Source organism: Clostridium sp. (genome assembly GCF_021372645.1).
GTDB lineage: Bacteria > Bacillota > Clostridia > Clostridiales > Clostridiaceae > Clostridium.
On sequence record NZ_JAJFUC010000044.1, the window covers coordinates 27,036 to 44,540 of the forward strand.

General features: G+C 28.6%; 16 protein-coding genes. 14 read left to right on the forward strand and 2 right to left on the reverse strand.

The genetic code is table 11. The features are described from left to right. Nucleotides 1-33: 33 nt before the first annotated feature. Nucleotides 34-2,451: a transglycosylase domain-containing protein gene (locus LLF98_RS07135; protein ID WP_291702253.1), complete on the reverse strand. Its 2,418-nt coding sequence runs from the start codon at nucleotides 2,449-2,451 to the stop codon at nucleotides 34-36. Nucleotides 2,452-2,696: 245 nt separating this feature from the next. Between LLF98_RS07135 and yunB the strand changes: the two genes are divergently transcribed. Further along, nucleotides 2,697-3,359 carry a sporulation protein YunB gene (gene yunB, locus LLF98_RS07140; RefSeq protein WP_291702255.1) on the forward strand — a complete coding sequence of 221 codons (663 nt, stop codon included), beginning with the start codon at nucleotides 2,697-2,699 and terminating at the stop codon, nucleotides 3,357-3,359. 23 nt (nucleotides 3,360-3,382) lie between these two features. On the opposite strand, the gene hpt is transcribed toward yunB, so the two are convergent. After that, a complete protein-coding gene (gene hpt, locus LLF98_RS07145; RefSeq protein ID WP_291702257.1) occupies nucleotides 3,383-3,904 on the reverse strand; it encodes a hypoxanthine phosphoribosyltransferase in 522 nt (173 codons plus the stop codon). A gap of 139 nt (nucleotides 3,905-4,043) precedes the next feature. Between hpt and hflX the strand changes: the two genes are divergently transcribed. The 13 genes from hflX to LLF98_RS07210 all read left to right on the forward strand — a co-directional run bounded on the left by hflX (nucleotide 4,044) and on the right by LLF98_RS07210 (nucleotide 17,500). Continuing rightward, entirely contained in the window at nucleotides 4,044-5,834 is a 1,791-nt protein-coding gene (gene hflX / locus LLF98_RS07150; RefSeq protein WP_291702259.1) for a GTPase HflX, read from the forward strand. 56 nt (nucleotides 5,835-5,890) lie between these two features. Then, the gene (locus tag LLF98_RS07155) at nucleotides 5,891-6,610 is read left to right on the forward strand and encodes a hypothetical protein (RefSeq protein WP_291702261.1); all 720 of its coding nucleotides are present in this window, start codon (nucleotides 5,891-5,893) and stop codon (nucleotides 6,608-6,610) included. A 328-nt stretch (nucleotides 6,611-6,938) separates the two neighbouring features. Next, on the forward strand, nucleotides 6,939-7,844 hold the full coding sequence (locus LLF98_RS07160) for a nucleotidyltransferase domain-containing protein (protein ID WP_291702263.1): 906 nt from the start codon (nucleotides 6,939-6,941) through the stop codon (nucleotides 7,842-7,844). A gap of 18 nt (nucleotides 7,845-7,862) precedes the next feature. Further along, entirely contained in the window at nucleotides 7,863-9,302 is a 1,440-nt protein-coding gene (locus tag LLF98_RS07165; protein WP_291702265.1) for a PLP-dependent aminotransferase family protein, read from the forward strand. A gap of 246 nt (nucleotides 9,303-9,548) precedes the next feature. Continuing rightward, nucleotides 9,549-10,208: a YigZ family protein gene (locus LLF98_RS07170; RefSeq protein ID WP_291702267.1), complete on the forward strand. Its 660-nt coding sequence runs from the start codon at nucleotides 9,549-9,551 to the stop codon at nucleotides 10,206-10,208. Between the two features lie 248 nt (nucleotides 10,209-10,456). Beyond that, the gene (locus LLF98_RS07175; protein WP_291702269.1) at nucleotides 10,457-11,197 is read left to right on the forward strand and encodes a YebC/PmpR family DNA-binding transcriptional regulator; all 741 of its coding nucleotides are present in this window, start codon (nucleotides 10,457-10,459) and stop codon (nucleotides 11,195-11,197) included. A gap of 155 nt (nucleotides 11,198-11,352) precedes the next feature. Continuing rightward, complete coding sequence (locus LLF98_RS07180) at nucleotides 11,353-12,279, forward strand: tyrosine-type recombinase/integrase (protein WP_291702271.1); 927 nt, start codon at nucleotides 11,353-11,355, stop codon at nucleotides 12,277-12,279. Between the two features lie 62 nt (nucleotides 12,280-12,341). Next, nucleotides 12,342-13,082: an HNH endonuclease signature motif containing protein gene (locus LLF98_RS07185; protein ID WP_291702273.1), complete on the forward strand. Its 741-nt coding sequence runs from the start codon at nucleotides 12,342-12,344 to the stop codon at nucleotides 13,080-13,082. A gap of 1,140 nt (nucleotides 13,083-14,222) precedes the next feature. Continuing rightward, entirely contained in the window at nucleotides 14,223-14,405 is a 183-nt protein-coding gene (locus tag LLF98_RS07190; RefSeq protein WP_291702274.1) for a helix-turn-helix transcriptional regulator, read from the forward strand. Between the two features lie 369 nt (nucleotides 14,406-14,774). Then, nucleotides 14,775-15,248 (forward strand): DUF4355 domain-containing protein, encoded by a 474-nt coding sequence (locus LLF98_RS07195; protein ID WP_291702277.1) that lies wholly within the window; start codon nucleotides 14,775-14,777, stop codon nucleotides 15,246-15,248. 86 nt (nucleotides 15,249-15,334) lie between these two features. Next, nucleotides 15,335-16,174 carry a hypothetical protein gene (locus tag LLF98_RS07200; RefSeq protein ID WP_291702279.1) on the forward strand — a complete coding sequence of 280 codons (840 nt, stop codon included), beginning with the start codon at nucleotides 15,335-15,337 and terminating at the stop codon, nucleotides 16,172-16,174. Nucleotides 16,175-16,263: 89 nt separating this feature from the next. Next, nucleotides 16,264-16,506, forward strand: coding sequence for a helix-turn-helix transcriptional regulator (locus LLF98_RS07205; RefSeq protein WP_291702281.1), 243 nt, complete (start codon nucleotides 16,264-16,266; stop codon nucleotides 16,504-16,506). A 106-nt stretch (nucleotides 16,507-16,612) separates the two neighbouring features. After that, nucleotides 16,613-17,500, forward strand: coding sequence for a hypothetical protein (locus tag LLF98_RS07210; protein WP_291702283.1), 888 nt, complete (start codon nucleotides 16,613-16,615; stop codon nucleotides 17,498-17,500). The last annotated feature ends 5 nt before the right edge of the window (nucleotides 17,501-17,505 follow it).

Here is a 17,505-nt window from a genome sequence, read left to right on the forward strand (position 1 = left end):
CATCCTATCTTTTTATCACTTTGTAGATGAAGTTTATTCTGGACTTTCAGAATTAATATCATCTGGACTCAAGGGATTATGATTTCTATTATTCTTCTTATTCTTGATAGTATTTTTAGTAGTATTATCATTATTATTAGATGACGTAGGTGTATTTACAGGAGGTGGATTTAATGTATCATTGGTTACAGGAGGAACTTTAACATCACCTGTAATATTATTAGTTTCAGATGTTGAAGGTCCACTATTTAATATACCCCGAATAGGAGTAGAATGTATTTGACAATTTGTTGTAGGTTCTGTTCCTTTAATAAACAATTCTTCATAAACTCTATTGCCTCTAAAATTTAGGCTGCAGAATAAGCTAGGAAGTAAACCAGAATCCTTGCATACATTAACTTTAACTATGTCACTAGGTTCTTCTATATCTTTTACTTCTAAACCTTCATGTGCTTTGGCCATTAATTTTCCCCAGACTATAGCACAACCACTGGAACTTCCAAGAAGTTTTGTGGGTTTATCATATCCAATCCAAACAGAGCCAGAAAGGTACGGTGAAAGTCCTGCAAACCACAAATCAGTTGAATTAGAAGTGGTGCCAGTTTTACCAGCAGCAGGCATATCCCCCCATTTGGCACCAGTTGCATTATACTCATTTACTGGACCTTTTAACATATCGTAAAGTATATAGGCAGCTTGAGGTGAAAATACTTTGGTTTGCTTAGGTGTAGTGTTATCAAGTATAGTCTTACCTGTCGCATCAACAACTTTTGTATATAATACAGGTTTTGTATATATACCGTTGTTACCAAAAGTACCATATGCTCCTGCTAAAATATAAGAATTACCTCCATCTCTATCGTTAGGATCATTATTAAATTGACCTAAAGCAAGAGATGCAATTGATGTCTTAGATGCAGAATTATATTTTAGACCTAAATTTTCTCCATAAGAGATACCAGTTTTTAATCCAATCTTATCTTCAATTATAACGGCACCAACATTTTTAGAATGAGTAAGAGCATCCCTTGCAGTAATGAGTCCTAAGTATTCATTAGGAGAATTTAAAGGATTATAAGGTCCATCACTAGTAGGATATTTCTTACCAATTTCTTCAGGTAATGGAGCATCATCTATACTTGTAGCAGCTGTTATAATCTTTTTGTCAATTCCAGGACCATATACTGTTAATGGCTTTGTTGAAGAACCAATAGGTCTTAAATCATTATAAGCTCTATTAATTGATTGTGGCTGTTGTTTTCCACGTCCTCCAACCATAGCAATAACATGACCTGTTCTGTAATCCATAATAGTAGCAGATGCTTGTAATAAAGGAACACCATCATTATTATAGGTTTCTTTATTACTAATTCCTAGATTCCTATAGTTATCTAATGTAGATTGAGTAAAATTTTGAAGTTGTCTGTTCATTGTTGTGTAAATTTTAAGACCACCATTTACCATTAATTGTGATGCTTCTTCATCAGTATATTTATATTTTTCTTTTAAATCTTGTTTTACTTGAGATACAGTAGGATATACAAACCATTCATAGTTTAATCTATAATCTTTTTTACTTGATTTAAATACTAATCCACCATTTTTCACATCACTAACTGCTTTAGTATAATCAGTATCATTGATATATTGAAGCTTATGCATCATTCCCAAAACTGTAAGAGTCCTATCAATATATGGTGTTGGATCTTTTACGTTATTTTCGTTATAAGCACTATAATAACTTGGAGCTTGAGTTATACCTGCTATGTATGCACATTCTATTAAAGATAAATCAGAAGCACTTTTGCTGAAATATAACAAAGACGCAGCTTCTATTCCATATGCATGACCGCCTAATGGAATTGTATTTAAATATGCTGTTAAAATTTGATCTTTAGTTAATTTTTCTTCTAAGTTAATGGCTAGATACGCTTCTTTTATTTTTCTTTCAAAAGAAACATCATTAGTTAAAATTGTGTTTTTAAGTAATTGTTGAGTTAATGTAGAAGCTCCATGGAAGCCTTTTTGCCCTGTTACTATTTTTTTCGCATCTAAAAATGCTGCACCTAAAATTCTTTGAATATCTACACCTTTGTGTGAATAAAATCTTTCATCTTCTATGGATACAAAAGCATTTTTTAAATTAGTAGGTATTTTTTTAGAATCTATAACATAACGTTCCTCATCTGTATGAAGATTATCCATAAAGTCTCCATTGCTATCATATAAGCTTGAAGGTTGATTTAATAATAATACAGCTTCAACATTTAGAGGAGGCATAGTTTTTATAATAGCAAAAGCATAGCCAGAACCTATTACGAAAATTGCCAGAAAACAAGATAGCAAACCAAGACCTATGCCTTTAAATATTTTTTTTGCTTTTTTTTGTTTAGTTGGCTTTTTCCTTCTTGGAGTACTATTTGTTCTTTTTGCGTCATTATTAACTGCCATTTTATCCTCCTAAAATTATAAGGTTTATCCGATAGCTAGCATTCGTAACACTCTTTTTTTATATGAGATAACGACTCCACGCCCTTGGACATTGTGCCCCCTGCGGTCATAAGTTCTTCTAAGCTTCAGGTGAATTAAATTGTATTTCTATTTAAGAAGAACTTTATAAATTTAATAATATTTTATACCATTATAGCATAATTATATTATGATTAAATAAATAACTCAATATAAAGGTGTTGATAATGCAATATTATACCAAACGTAGAACCCATAAATATATATCATTTCTAGTGGCTATTATTTTTATAATTGTTGTTTTTAATATAATATTAGGATTTTTTAATAACAGGGTAATGCCGTCAATAATAGAAACAGCAACAATGATGGCGAAATCTCAAACATTAGATATAATAAATAAAAAAAGTGTAGATATTTTATCACAAGAATTTAAATATGATCAGATGATAAAAATAGAAAAAGATAAAGATGGAAATATAATTTTAGTTCAATCAGATAGTATAAAATTAAATTATATAGCAGCTAAATTAGCTACAGAATGTAATAAAGAATTGAGTGATATGAATAATGCTACAATAAAAGTTCCTTTTGGATGGCTGAGTAATAAAAGTGCTTTCTATAATATAGGACCTAAAATAACCGTTGAGATACAGCCTATAGGAAATATTAGTACAAATTATGAATCAAAATTTGAAAGTGCTGGGATTAATCAAACTAGACATAAAATATATCTAAATGTTGTTGCTAAAATAAGACTGAAATTACCACTGCAAAATCAAGATATTGAGGTAAGTACACAAATACCAGTTTCAGATACAATTATTGTTGGGAAAATACCAAATACAACTTTGGGATTTCCTACGAATAATGAAAGTAAGACCAATTAAAAAAGAAGCCTTTCGGCTTCTTTTTATTCCCAATTAAATATATAAGGCACATTTCTATAAAAATCACCATAATTTAATCCATATCCAACTACAAATAAATCTTCAATTTCAAAACAACAATAATCTGGCTTTATATCTATTTTTCTTCGAGATGGTTTATCAAGAAGAACGCAAGATTTAACAGAAGCAGGATTTAAATTTTTTACATGATTTAAAACGAAATCCATTGTAATACCAGTATCAACAATATCATCAACTATAAGAACATCCCATCCTTCAATATTATCAGAAATATCACTAACTACCTTAACGGATCCAGAAGATGTTTCGCTATTATCATAGCTTGATGTAGTCATAAATCCTATCTTTGCATTTAAAGCTACAGCTCTAACTAAATCAGCAGCATATACAAAACTCCCACGAAGTAAAGATAAAACATAAAGATTTTTATCCTTATAATCTTCAGTAATAATTTTACCGAGTTCTTCTATTCTAGAATTAATTTGTTCTTTAGAAAAAAGAATGTTACGTTTTTTATCTTCCATTATTTCTAAAACTCCTCTTAAATTTATTTCACAATGCATTTTGACAATTTACAATTGTGCATTTCATAAGTTGTAATTAATGAATTAATAGTATAAAATTATATGAAAGTTGTCAAGATAACTTATGTGAGGTGTTTATATGATATATGGAAATATTGAAGGAATAAGAAAATCTACAATAGATGAATTAGAGAGTATTTATTCTATTAAAAATTTAAAAGATGAAATATGTGATATAGAAATTTTAAATATAATTTCTAGAGTTTCTAGTTTCATTGAAAGAGAAGTTAGTGTAGGAATAAATAGAAAGGGCAATGTTACTTCTGTTGCCATTGGAGATTCAACATCAGTTGAAGTGCCAATAATAGATATAGAGGAAAAAAGATTATCAGGAATTAGAATAATTCATACTCATCCAAATGGTTATTGTAATCTTTCTGCTTTAGATTTAACAGCGCTTTTAAAGTTAAAATTAGATGCAATTATATCAGTAGCAATAATAGAAGGAAAAATAATAGATTTTTCACTAGGAATGCTTACTTTATATAATAATAAATTGGAATTTGAAGAAAAAAGTAATCTCTCATTAGAAGATATAATATCTATAAATATAATAGACAAAATAAGATTTATAGAAAATTTAATTAAAACCAATGATGTTATAGAAGCAACAGAAGAAAAAGCAATATTAGTTGGTTCTGATACAAAAGAAAGTTTAGAAGAATTGAGGGAACTTTCAGAAGCATGTAATGTACCTGTTTTAAAAACAGTATTTCAAAGTAGGAATAAAATTGATGCAGCATTTTTTATAGGTAGAGGTAAGGTTTTAGAAATTGCATCTATGAGACAAATAGAAAGAGCAAATGTCATAATATTTGATGATGAACTTTCAGGTTCTCAAGTTAGAAATTTAGAAGCAGCGATAGGTGCGAAAGTAATTGATAGGACTACTTTAATATTAGAAATATTCGCAACTAGAGCTAAAACAAAAGAGGCTAAAATACAAGTAGAACTAGCTCAACTTAAATATAGATTAAGTAGATTACAAGGATTAGGTACAATACTATCTAGAACAGGTGGTGGAATTGGGACTAGAGGTCCTGGAGAAAAGAAGCTTGAAACAGATAGAAGACATATAATGGAGACTATATATGACTTAAAGGACGAACTTAAAAAGATTAGAAAGACTAGAGAAGTTCAAAGAGAAAAAAGAAATAAGGAAAATATTCCGAAAGTATCTCTAGTTGGATATACTAATGCAGGAAAATCCACTTTAAGAAATACTCTCTGTGATTTAGCTGCAAAAAAAGAAAATAAAACAAAAGAAAAGGTATTTGAAGCAAATATGCTCTTTGCAACTCTAGATACTACAACAAGAGCAATAACTCTAAAGAAGAAGGGTGTAATAACTCTTACAGATACAGTTGGATTTGTAAGAAAGTTACCTCATGATTTAGTAGAGGCATTTAAGTCAACCTTAGAGGAAGTGATTTTTTCTGATCTTTTATGTCATGTAATAGATGCATCCTCAGATACTGCAGTGGAACAATATATGGCTGTAAATGAAGTTTTAACTGAGCTTGGTGCAATAAATAAAGAAATGATATTAATTTTAAATAAAATAGATAAAGCAAGCGAAGAGCAAATAGCAATAATAAAAGAAGCAATAGATGATAATAAAGCAATAGAAGTTTCAGCTAAAGAAGGAACTAATTTAGAAGAATTTTTAAACTTAATAGAAGAAATACTACCTTATAATTATAGAAAAGTGGAATATTTAATACCTTATGAAAAAGGTGATGTTCAGTCATTTTTACATAGAAACGCTAGAGTGATTGAAGAAGAGTATAAAGATAATGGTACGTATATGGTTGCTGAAGTAGATGATGAGGTGTATAACAAGACTCAGGATTATGTTACACAAGAATAATTAAATACTTTAGTTAATATATTAGATATGAGGATTAATTTAAGGAATGTATAACTATGGGGAATCGAAAATCTAAGAGGCATTCTAAAAAAAGTAAATCAAAGAAGTCTAGAGATAATAGTAGTCAAGTTAACGTATCACAAAATAAAGAAGAAAATCCTGAACAGCTAAAATATGAAGGTCTTTATGAAACTACATCACAAGATAGTGTAGAAAATGATAGCGATATACATACTGGACAAGAAAGACCTCTTTCAGATGATTTAAGTAATCTTTTTTTTTCAAGTACATCTAAAACTTCAGCGGATACTGGCTCAGAAACTCCGCCGCCTCCTTCTCCTACAGCTACAACTACTGCTACTGATATAAATGATTATTGTGAGGAAATAAAAGCAAAGCAACAAGAACTTTTTGATAAACTAAAAAATTTAAGTGAAGCCCTTGCTGGTATAACATTAATAAGAGATAATGTTAATTCTATTAGAGTTGATAATTTAACTGAACTTTATTTTACAAGGCAGGTACGGCCTCTTTTAGATGCTTTAAATATTATTTCTTTTGCATCTTATAATATGTCATATACTGCAACAACCTTTCAGAACAATTCATTTGCAGATAGAAAGGAAATTAAGAATTCATTAAAATTAAGTTATAAAATGAATGATGAAGTTGATGATATTATAACTGCTGTAGGAAGAAGATTAACAATTTTTATTAATCTAATAAATAATATGGATAAAAACTGTCCACCATTTGATTTTAATAAAGATTCTTAGATTTAGAATTAATAATACTAAATTTAAGAATCTTTCTACTATTAAGTAAAGAACCAAAATCTATGATTTTGTGTGAATCACTTAAGCAGACATCTCAAATCTATGATTTGATGATGGTCGTTTACTCTGTGAGTACTCAGTGAGCGAATGCGAATCGAGTTTCCTTTTAATTATAACTTAGGTATAATTATATACTATTAGCTGTGAATAGTTAATTAAATCAGTTATAATGTCAAGTGATTTTATTGAAAACTATATTTAATTATAATATACAATGTAATATTCTTAATTATAAAGTTAGGCTATAGCTAAAGAGGGTGAAGATAAAATGTCAAAATCCATATTGGATTATCAAAAATCATTTGAAAAGTTAATTAATGTTTTAAAGGTCAATAAAAAAGTATTAGCTATATTTGCATTTGGAAGTATAGTTAGTGGAGATCTTTGGGAAGAATCTGACATAGATTTATTTGTTGTTTATAAAGATGTGTTTGATGACGTTAGAGATATATATTCAGAAATATTAGATGTACCAGTACATATGAAAGTATTAAATAAAGAAAAATTTTTAGATTTATATGAAAGTGATGGGAAGAAGGGTATTATAAGAAAATTACTTGTATCTTCTAAGATAATATTTTCAAGAGATGATGAAATAGAAAGTGTTTTTAATAAAGCCAAATATAGTTTAGATAAATATAGAGAAACATGGAATTTGGTTTATTTAGGTAACATTATAAAGGATATTAGGGTAGCTAAGAAGTATCTACAAAATTATAGTGTATTTACATCTTATGAAGTGTTAATTAGAGCGTTGGATAGTTTTGCTAAGTTATATTTAAATCTAAATGGATATACTGTAAGTAAAGATGCTGTAAATATGGCTAGAAATTTAAATAATAAGTTTAATGTAGTAGTTGAAAATTTGTTTAATAATAACTGTACAAAAGAAAATGTACAAAATACTGTTAACTATATAGAAGATTTTTTAGATAAGAACATAAATGAAGCAGCTAAATTGTTATTAGATTATCTATATGAAAAAAGCATTTTTTTTAGTTCATATGAAATAAAGAACAGTGAATTATTTAAAGAATTTGACATAAAGGTAGAGGATATATTAAAAGAATTATTTAAAAGAAATTTGATAGTAAAAGATACTAAAAGTTTAGATTTACCTTTTAATGAAAAATTGATAAGCGAGAATGTATATTCATATAAGGTTTATAATTAATTAAAAGGGGGTGATTTTATGGATATTTATAAAGATTTTAAATTCAAAGATGATGAAGTACCAAAATATATTCAAGTAGCGAATTTTATAAAGAATTTAATTGATAAGAGAAAAATAAAAGAGGGAGATAAGCTGGAAGCCATAAGAGAATTATCAAAGAAGCTAGGAGTAAATAATGTTACAATAGTTAGTGCATATAATAAGCTTAAAGCAGAAGGATATGCTTATCAAAAAGTAGGGAGCGGAAGTTATGCTAAGAGAAAAGAAGTTACTTCAAACTTTAGGAGAGAATATTCAAATACTTTAAAGAAGTTATCAATGGAAGATTTAATAGATGTAGTGGATTTTACAGGAGAGACTTCAAAAGAAGTATTGTTCCCTATAAATGACTTAAAACATATTATAAATGAGGTTTTGGAAAGAGATGGCGCCAATGCATTGCTTTCAGATAACAGAAATGGATATACCAATCTTATATATACAATAAACAAGGTATTTTGGGATTATAAATTAAATAATGAAGATATAATAATTGTATCAGGAGCTCAACAAGGGATCGACATAGCTTCAAAGGGAATATTGAATATAAATGATAATATAATAGTTGAAAAGCCAACTTATGTAGGAGCGTTATCAGTTTTTAAATGGAGAAAAGTTAATTTATTTGAAGTACCAATTGAAGATGATGGGATAAACTTAGAGAAATTTGAAAAAATACTTCAAAAAAATGAAATAAGATGCTTTTATACAATGAGTTATTTTCAAAATCCAACAGGAATAAGCTATAGCATTGAAAAGAAAAAAAGAATTTTAGAGTTTGCAGAAATTTATGATTTTTACATAATTGAAGATGATTATTTATCTGAGTTAATATACGAAAATTCCTTAGAATACGTACCATTTAAATGGCTTGATAAAAATGATAGAGTTATTTATATAAAAAGTTTTTCGAAAATATTTCTTCCAGGAATAAGGCTAGGATATTTAATAGCGCCAACAATATTTAGGGAAACACTTCAAAATTCAAAACATAATACAGATATATCAACCTCTAGTTTAATGCAAAGGTCACTAGAATTATATATTTCAGGTAATAAATGGAGGAAGAATATAAAAAAATTGAATGATGAATATATAAAGAGATATCAATTTATGAAAGAAATATTAGACAAAGATTTTAAGGATATATTAACATATAAAGATCCAAAGGGTGGCTTAAATTTCTATTTAACTTTAAAAGAAGGAGTTATAATGAATACAAAAGATCTTTTTATGCGACTTAGGCAGAAAAATGTATATATTACTCCAGGCGTTATGTTTTTTACATCACAAAATGATGGACAAGATTCTTTTAGAATATCTTTTTATCAAACAGATAAAGATAAAATTGAAAAAGGTATGAGAATACTTAGAGAAGAACTGATTTCTGCAAAGGTTCAGAATCAACATAAGGCATAATCAAAAAAATAACAAGTCAATATGCCTAAATTAGATAATTAATGAATAAACAGGTGGTTAATTCAATATTATTTAATATAGAGGAAATTATATTTTTTATGCACAATTCACAATAAAGAGACAAATGCTAAAGGGGATTTGATAACAATTAGTAGAAATGTTAGGGCATTTCTAGACATAATAATTTAATCCCAATGGAATTGTACTGTCATTGTGGATTGTTACTTGGAAAGGGGTTAGATATGAATGTCCTACATTACAATAAGAGATTTTGGGGAAGATAGATTTGAAGAAAAAAAATCAGAGTTTATTGGATATGCAAAAAGAGTGGAAAATGAAGATGAGGCTAAAGCTTTTGTGAATGAAATAAAAAATATGCATAAACAAGCTAGGCATAATTGCTTTGCTTATATTATTGGAAGTAATATGAATATTCAAAGATATTCTGATGATGGAGAGCCACAAGGAACAGCAGGAATACCCATTCTTGAAGTAATGAAAAAAAGTAGAATAACAGATTGTGCAGTCGTTGTTACCAGATATTTTGGAGGGATACTTCTTGGTACAGGTGGACTAACTAGAGCATATACAAAAGGGGCGAGTATTGCCATAAAAGCTGCAGGTATTGTAGAAAAAGTTGAGGGGCTAAAATTAAGTTTTGAAATAGAATATGATTTATTCGGAAAAATTCAATATATATGTGGGCAGAATTCTTGGTATATAGAAGATACAGAATATAGTGATAAGGTAATTGTCCATATATTATCGGAAAAGATAATTTCAGATGATATAGAAAATGAAATTGTAGAAGCTACAAATGGAAAAGTAATAGTTCGCAAAAGTGAAGAAGATATTTATTTTAAAGAAGGAAATAGACTTTATGGACAATTGACAGCGTACAATTAATACTTTTTAGAGTACATCATGGCGCTTAAAAAAATTAAATTGAATATTGAAATGTAGTTTAAAGATAAAACAATTACATTGCGAGTCTATGCAAAATGTGGTATAATATTTGTTGAATTTTGTATTCCAAAATAAACTAAATTAATTATAAGATAAGCTGTAATATAAATACATATTATTTAATTAATAAGCATGTAGATTTATTATTAAAAACTACGTATTTTAAATTAAAGTAAGGAGGAAAACACATGTCAGGACACTCAAAGTGGCATAACATTCAAGGAAAAAAAGGTAAGACAGATGCAAAAAGAGGTAAGATATTTACTAAAATAGGTAAAGAAATCGTTGTAGCTGTTAAAAATGGTGGACCTAGTCCCGATACAAATGCAAGACTTCGAGATGCAATTGCTAAAGCAAAAGCTGAAAATATGCCTAATGATACTGTAATAAAAGCAATTAAAAAGGCATCTGGTGAATTGTCAACAGTTAACTACGAAAATATAGTTTATGAAGGTTATGGTCCTAGTGGAGTGGCTGTAATAGTTGAAACTCTTACTGATAATAAAAATAGATCTGCAGGAAATGTAAGAAGTGCATTTACTAAAGGTGGAGGAAACATGGGAGCAGCTGGCTGTGTAGGATTCATGTTCCAAGAAAAAGGAGAAATCATCATTGAAAAGGATAATAAAGATGAAGATGAAATAATGATGATAGCCTTAGATGCTGGTGCAGAAGATTTCTCCGCAGATGAAGAAGAAGTATTTGTAGTAACTACAACTCCAGAAGACTTTGGAGCAGTTAGAGAAGCATTGGAAGCTGCAGGAATTGAATTCTTAGAAGCATCTGTTAAAAGGATTCCAGATACATATACAGAAATAAACGAAGCAGATGCTAAGAAGTTCCAAAAGATGTTAGATTTACTTGAAGATGATGATGACGTTCAAGAGGTTTATCATAATGCTGAATTCCCTGAAGGATGGAGTTTTTAGCTTCGCGAACCTACACTACGACTAGGTTTTTTGGAGTAGTTAAAATATGTAAAAGTATATTTGACTACGATGTACGTCTATTTTTAGTCTTCGACTATGATGTATATTGAAAAAGACAACTACTATTGAGTGAAATTAATAGGAGGTGTCTTTTTTTGTTATTAAAAGAATTATTAAAGGAATTTATTCTCGAATTGGAGATAAGGAATTATTCCAAAAGAACGTTAAAAAGTTATAGAAATAATAATTTGTTAATGTTCACTTATTTAGAAAAAGAATATGAAATTATAGAAATTGAAGAGGTGAAAACACCTCATATAAAAAGTTATATCAAGTTTTTAGAAAGACAAGGAAGAAAAACAACTTACATAAATGGAATCATAAAATGTTTTAGAGCCTTTTTTAAATATGTTGTTGATGAAGAAATTGTTTCATTAAATCCTATGGCAAGAGTTAGTTGGATTAGAGAAGGAAAAGTTATTATAAATACTTTCAATGATGAAGAAGTTTCAAAATTGATTAATGTTTTCAAAGGTAGAGATTATATTGATATAAGAAATAAAACTATAATGGCATTTTTATTAGATACAGGTGTTAGAAATTTAGAATTATGTAACATAAGAAATATTGATGTAAATGAGAATAGTTTGACCATTAAACAAGGAAAAGGAAGAAAAGATAGAAGAGTGGCTTTAAGTCCATATTTAAGAAAAATAATTATTAGATATATTAGATGTAAAGAGAGTTACTTTAAAAATAGGATAATGGACGAAAATACACCATTTTTCTTGTCTTATAGATTTAAACCTTTAACGGTAGAAGCCGTTGAAAGAGTAGTGCGATTATGTGGCAAAATGGCTAATATAAGAAAAGAAATAAGATGTAGTCCACATACTTGCCGTCATTATTTTGCACAGGCTCAACTTAGGAATGGATTAGATATTTATAGTTTATCTAGGTTATTAGGACATGAGGATATTGCCATAACTAAACGGTATTTGCAAGGATTGGAAGATGAAAATATTATAGAAATGAGCGTTAAAACAAGTCCGTTAATGAACTTGAATAAAATGAAAATCTAATGGATAATATAATTGAGTAAAATTGGAAAGTTGGTAAAAAAATAACTGTATGAGGTGATATTATGTCAAGTTCAAATGCACAAGACAAATATTTTAGTTTTGCAATGGATACACAATTAAGACCTTTATTTGAAAACAAGTATTTTCTCTATCATTTTCTTTTCAAACAATACGTGGAAGAGGAAATATTTTCATTAGAAAAGAATGATAAGAGGTTATTTAATTATTTGCAAGAGAATCAAATTTATGTTAATAACATAAATAAAGTTATTGAAAAATTGTTGAAAGAACGTTATAAGCTAGAAGGAATTGCAGATAATATTTTAGTGATTCTTGATTATCTAAAATGGAGTTATGGTATTGATGTAGATTATAATACTATTGATTTAAACAAGTATAAAAGAGAGCCTATAAAATATGAAAATTATGTAGTACCGATTAAAAGTTTAGGTACGTTAAGAAAGTTTTTGATAGAAAAATATAAGTGTTGTCAGCTTTGTGGAATAACTAAAGAAGATTTGTTAATACAAAGTCATTTAAAACCACAAAGTATTAGTAAAAAAGAAGGAAAAAAAGAGGAGATTTTTGATATTAATAATGTATTGTTATTATGCAATAGACATGATAAATTAATTGACAAAGGACTAATAACATTTACTGATGAAGGTGATATTAAGATATCTAAAGAATTAGATGAAGAAGATGTGAAAACATTAGGAATAAGTAATGATATAAAAGTGGACTTAAATGAAGAACAAAAGAAATACATGAGATATCATCGTGAAAAGGTCTTTAAAAAATAGTGAGTAATATGTGACTAAGGTTTGAATTATATATGACAAAATATTGAATAAGATTAGGATTAAGTTTAATTACTTAGTCCTTTTTTGCGTTTAAGCGTGGGTCACTTATACGGACGGTAGTATATACTATAGTATTACTATAGAGACTAGGGAGTTAGTACGGTTTTAAGGGTTGATTTAAGCCACTTTTTGAGTTGCGATAGGGGAGGGAATGAAATGAGCGTACCGTAGGGGTGAAAATTTTGGCGAATTTGAGGATACGTGAGAGTTCTCAAAATAGTCCAAAATGGTTCGGCATTTAATTTTTTTACACCATTAATTACTAGGCAAATAAGGCATTGTAGAAGTTTGCACTAATGGTACTTTAGGAGAGAAATTCAAAAAAATCGAAAAATAACGAAAATCGGATAAAAAAATTTTTATTACCACCCTCAAACCTAGTAATACCAATGGGTTTGAGGGTTTGTTAGTTTCCTACTTCAGGAGAGATGTTCAAAAAATCAAAAATAGGACAAAAATCGGATAAAAAGTTAAAATCGTATGGCTTAAAACATAGTAGAGGTAAGAGTTTGCGAGTTTTAAAATCTCGATACTTCAGGAGAGAAATTCAAAAAATCAAAAAATACGCAAAATAGTTCGGCAAATTTTATTTTGACACCTTTTATTATGCGTAAAATAAGGCATTGTAGAAGTTACCACTATTCCTACTTCAGGAGAGAAACCCAAATATAAAAAATAGGTCAAAAAGGCTACGACTTTAATTTTTTTACACCATCTAAATCTAGTAATATGAATGGGGTTGGAGTCTGTCGCTATTAGTGCTTCAGGAGAGATGTTCAAAAAAATCATTTTTCGTCCCTTTTATCGTTAAAACTTAAATTCTAATACCTCCTAAACGTAGTGATATCAATGGATTCGAGGGTTTAAGTTATCTGTGCTTCAGGAGAGGAATCGAAAAACTCAAAATAGGTCAAAATTAGGATAAAAATATTTTTTTAACACCGTTTATTATTAGTAATATGAATGGTTATAGAAAATCGCTCTAATGGTACTTCAGGAGAGAAGACTCTTACAATTTATAACCAAATCGTTACAAAATACATAATAAACATAAAAACAAATGAAAAAGGAAGTAATATTATGGAAGAATTAAGAGAAAGATTGAGAGGTCATAAAAAGAAATATGGCACAAGTCTTGCATTTATAGGTAGAAATATTGGAATCCATAGATGTACATTATCACTATTTATAAATGATAAGAGGGACTTACCATTGCCGATAGCTAAGAAACTAGACCAATACTTAAATAATTTTGATAACTAGCTTTACGATTATCGTAAGGCTTTTTATATATACTGGTATTCATTGTTTAATTTCAATGAAACTCATTTTAATGGTAATTTGTTAGTTGATGTGGTTCAAAATCCACCGTCCTCGAAAATTAATGAAAACTAACTATTGCAAAGGTAGTATTTACCTCATTGTGGCAATTAAGTCTTGAGTAGACAATAAACGCTCACTTACATAGTAATGGTTAAGCTATTACATGAAATTCATTATTCATAATTTAAACTCTCTGCTTCTCTCTAAGAGGGGCAACTTCTCAAGAATAAAATATACTAGGGTATAGTTTAATGAACTCATACGAGGGCAGACAAGAACTATAAACTAACATGAAAGGAAGAATACAATATGGAATTAAGCGAATTAAATTTATCAACTGAACAGTTAAGTGGGGTACAAGCTATACTTCAAAGTGAAACGGATAAAGTGAGAACTAAATACAACAAAGAAATCAAAGAATTAAAAGAAAAATTACCTGTTGAAAAGACAGAAGCTGAAATAGCTTTAGAGGAAAGATTGAAAGTTCTCGAAGATAAGGAAAAAGCTATTGCAAAACAAGAACAATTAAATAGTTTGAGTAAACAATTATCCGATAAAGGAATTAATGGTGAACTTGCAAAGTATCTAAATATTAGTGAAGACACTAATTTAGACGAGATATTTAAAATGATAGTTGGTGATGGTAATAACACTTATAAACCAAGTAATCATCAAAACTCTAATGGTGTAGTTACAAAAGAACAATTCAATCAAATGAGTTATGCCGAAAGGGTAAGTTTATATAACGCTGATATTGAACTTTATAACGCATTAAGTAAATAGTAAACGATTCATATATAGCTTAGGAAATTATTTTCCTAGGCTTTTTTTATATGCAAAAAAACAAAAGAAGAAAGAAGGAATTTAATATGGCAAATACAATTATAGTACCTGACGTTTATTCAGCTCTAGTAACTGAAAAAGTTAAAGGTAAAGTAAAAATCGCAAATATGGCAACAGTATTAGGAGAATTAACAGGCAATGTTGGAGATACTGTTACTTTCCCAATGTTTAAGGCTTTAAGTGATGCAGAATTAATGGCAAAAGGTGATAAGATTACTTTAGAAGAACTTTCTCAAACAAGTACAGGAAAGAAAATTATGCAATACGGAAAAGGCGTGAAAATCTATGATGTTGATGATTTAACTGCATTAGGAAACTTCGTAGAAAACGCTAGTCTTCAACAATCTCGTATATTCGCTAAGGCTCTTGATAATGAAATGGTTAAAGATATTGATGCAAATGCAATATTAAAATCAAGTGTTGCAAACGCAAAAGCTATTACAGAAGATGAATTAAACTTAGCTTTTCAAAACTTTGGTGATGAACAAGATAACAACGAGTTCGCAGGAATAGTTGTAAATTCTTTACTAGTACCAAGCTTCTATAAAATGGAAGGGTTTGTAAACGCTACAAAGACTTACGCTAAAGATGGCAATGGTAAGATTGAGAACGGAGTAATTGGTTATTTCAGAGGAAGTATTCCAGTTATAGTTGCCGATTCTAATACTTATGATTCAACATTAAATGAAACTAAGACTTACATCATCAAGACTGGTTCTCTTGGTATTATGCCTAAGAGAAATGTATTAATTGAACTTGATAGAGATGCAAGTACAAAGTCAACAGACGTATACGCAGATATGATTTTTGCAGTAGGTCTAATCCAAAAAGACGGAGTTGTTATTGTAAGAAAAACAATAGCTTAGTTTTAAAGGACAGGGTGAATAGCTCTGTCTCTTTTTTAAGTTACCTAAAGTAATAGAAATAAAATAGGAAAGGAATGAGAATTATGACAATGAGGGAAAGAATAAGATACACCAGAGCCATTTATAACTTAACTCAACTTGATGTAGCTAAAGCGTTAGGGACAAGTAAACAATACATCACACAAATAGAGAAGAATAGAAACTTAGTTAGTGATGAAAAATTAGAAGAGATTTACAAAATTACTGTTAAAATTGGGGAAGCCAATAAACAAGGAAGAATGGAAGACGTATTAGAAGACCTAATTAAAAATAGAAAAGAAGAACAAGAATAGAGAGGTAGGTGAATTAATTAATTTAGCTATCTTTCTTATACATTATTGTGAAGAAAGAACAAAACATTATTATTAACAAAAAAGATATTAGATTAATTATCTAATTATGATGCATGAATTAAAAGAACTAATGCCTAAATGGTGCGAAGACAATAATACAAAGTATTCTCTATTACTAAGTGATGATATTGATTCGTTTATGTGTTCAATAATTGAAAAGGAATTATTTAATAGAGAAATAAACTATTTTTTAGATGTAAATTATGAAAAAGCTAATTGGAATAGCTATGGTAAACAAATGTTATATGGAACTAATGATAATTTGGATTGGAACAATATTATAGGTTTGGATATGGCTCTTGAGGGAGAAATAAAATGTTGGGATAATCATGTTGTAAAAAAAGATAAGTCAGATAAAGTAAATCCTAATAGTGCAAACTTGAACGCTATTACTAATATATCATCTAGTAATTACACAGATAAATTTATAGTGAGTAGTTTTATAACTATGTTGAGTTATTATGATTATGATATTACCACATGGGACAAAGACCAACTAGCTGTTTTATGTGCGATTGATGGGGTATATCACCCATTTATTAATCCAAGCTTTAAGGAAAAGGGAAGAAAGAACTTAGCTATCTTAGAATATGAATTTTTAGCTGATTTCATAGAAGAGAATTTAAGTTACATTATTTATGTAGAAAATCAATTGAATTTGAAATACGGCAAGATATGGGTAAATGAAGAAGGATATTTAGAAACTAATATAGATTTATTAGGACTAGAATTAATATTTAGTGATATCTTTAAAACTTCATTTAATTTGTCAGATCTGCGATTTAGAGAATTAAAAAGCTACAAAAGTAAGTATGTAAATTTTGAGGGTAAGAATAGTAAATACAATAAAGATATTTTAAATGTAAAAGATAGAATGATTAATTTCGCTTTGACTTATAAATCAAAAGGAATTGTCAGTTATAACATGGATTAAAAGAA

What these genes read in the sequence shown, in the direction of transcription:
- LLF98_RS07135 (WP_291702253.1), bottom strand. Translation starts at nt 2,451, where the DNA reads ATGGCAGTTAATAATGACGCAAAAAGAACAAATAGTACTCCAAGAAGG.
- yunB (WP_291702255.1), top strand. Translation starts at nt 2,697, where the DNA reads ATGCAATATTATACCAAACGTAGAACCCATAAATATATATCATTTCTA.
- hpt (WP_291702257.1), bottom strand. Translation starts at nt 3,904, where the DNA reads ATGGAAGATAAAAAACGTAACATTCTTTTTTCTAAAGAACAAATTAAT.
- hflX (WP_291702259.1), top strand. Translation starts at nt 4,044, where the DNA reads ATGATATATGGAAATATTGAAGGAATAAGAAAATCTACAATAGATGAA.
- LLF98_RS07155 (WP_291702261.1), top strand. Translation starts at nt 5,891, where the DNA reads ATGGGGAATCGAAAATCTAAGAGGCATTCTAAAAAAAGTAAATCAAAG.
- LLF98_RS07160 (WP_291702263.1), top strand. Translation starts at nt 6,939, where the DNA reads ATGTCAAAATCCATATTGGATTATCAAAAATCATTTGAAAAGTTAATT.
- LLF98_RS07165 (WP_291702265.1), top strand. Translation starts at nt 7,863, where the DNA reads ATGGATATTTATAAAGATTTTAAATTCAAAGATGATGAAGTACCAAAA.
- LLF98_RS07170 (WP_291702267.1), top strand. Translation starts at nt 9,549, where the DNA reads ATGTCCTACATTACAATAAGAGATTTTGGGGAAGATAGATTTGAAGAA.
- LLF98_RS07175 (WP_291702269.1), top strand. Translation starts at nt 10,457, where the DNA reads ATGTCAGGACACTCAAAGTGGCATAACATTCAAGGAAAAAAAGGTAAG.
- LLF98_RS07185 (WP_291702273.1), top strand. Translation starts at nt 12,342, where the DNA reads ATGTCAAGTTCAAATGCACAAGACAAATATTTTAGTTTTGCAATGGAT.
- LLF98_RS07190 (WP_291702274.1), top strand. Translation starts at nt 14,223, where the DNA reads ATGGAAGAATTAAGAGAAAGATTGAGAGGTCATAAAAAGAAATATGGC.
- LLF98_RS07195 (WP_291702277.1), top strand. Translation starts at nt 14,775, where the DNA reads ATGGAATTAAGCGAATTAAATTTATCAACTGAACAGTTAAGTGGGGTA.
- LLF98_RS07200 (WP_291702279.1), top strand. Translation starts at nt 15,335, where the DNA reads ATGGCAAATACAATTATAGTACCTGACGTTTATTCAGCTCTAGTAACT.
- LLF98_RS07205 (WP_291702281.1), top strand. Translation starts at nt 16,264, where the DNA reads ATGAGGGAAAGAATAAGATACACCAGAGCCATTTATAACTTAACTCAA.
- LLF98_RS07210 (WP_291702283.1), top strand. Translation starts at nt 16,613, where the DNA reads ATGATGCATGAATTAAAAGAACTAATGCCTAAATGGTGCGAAGACAAT.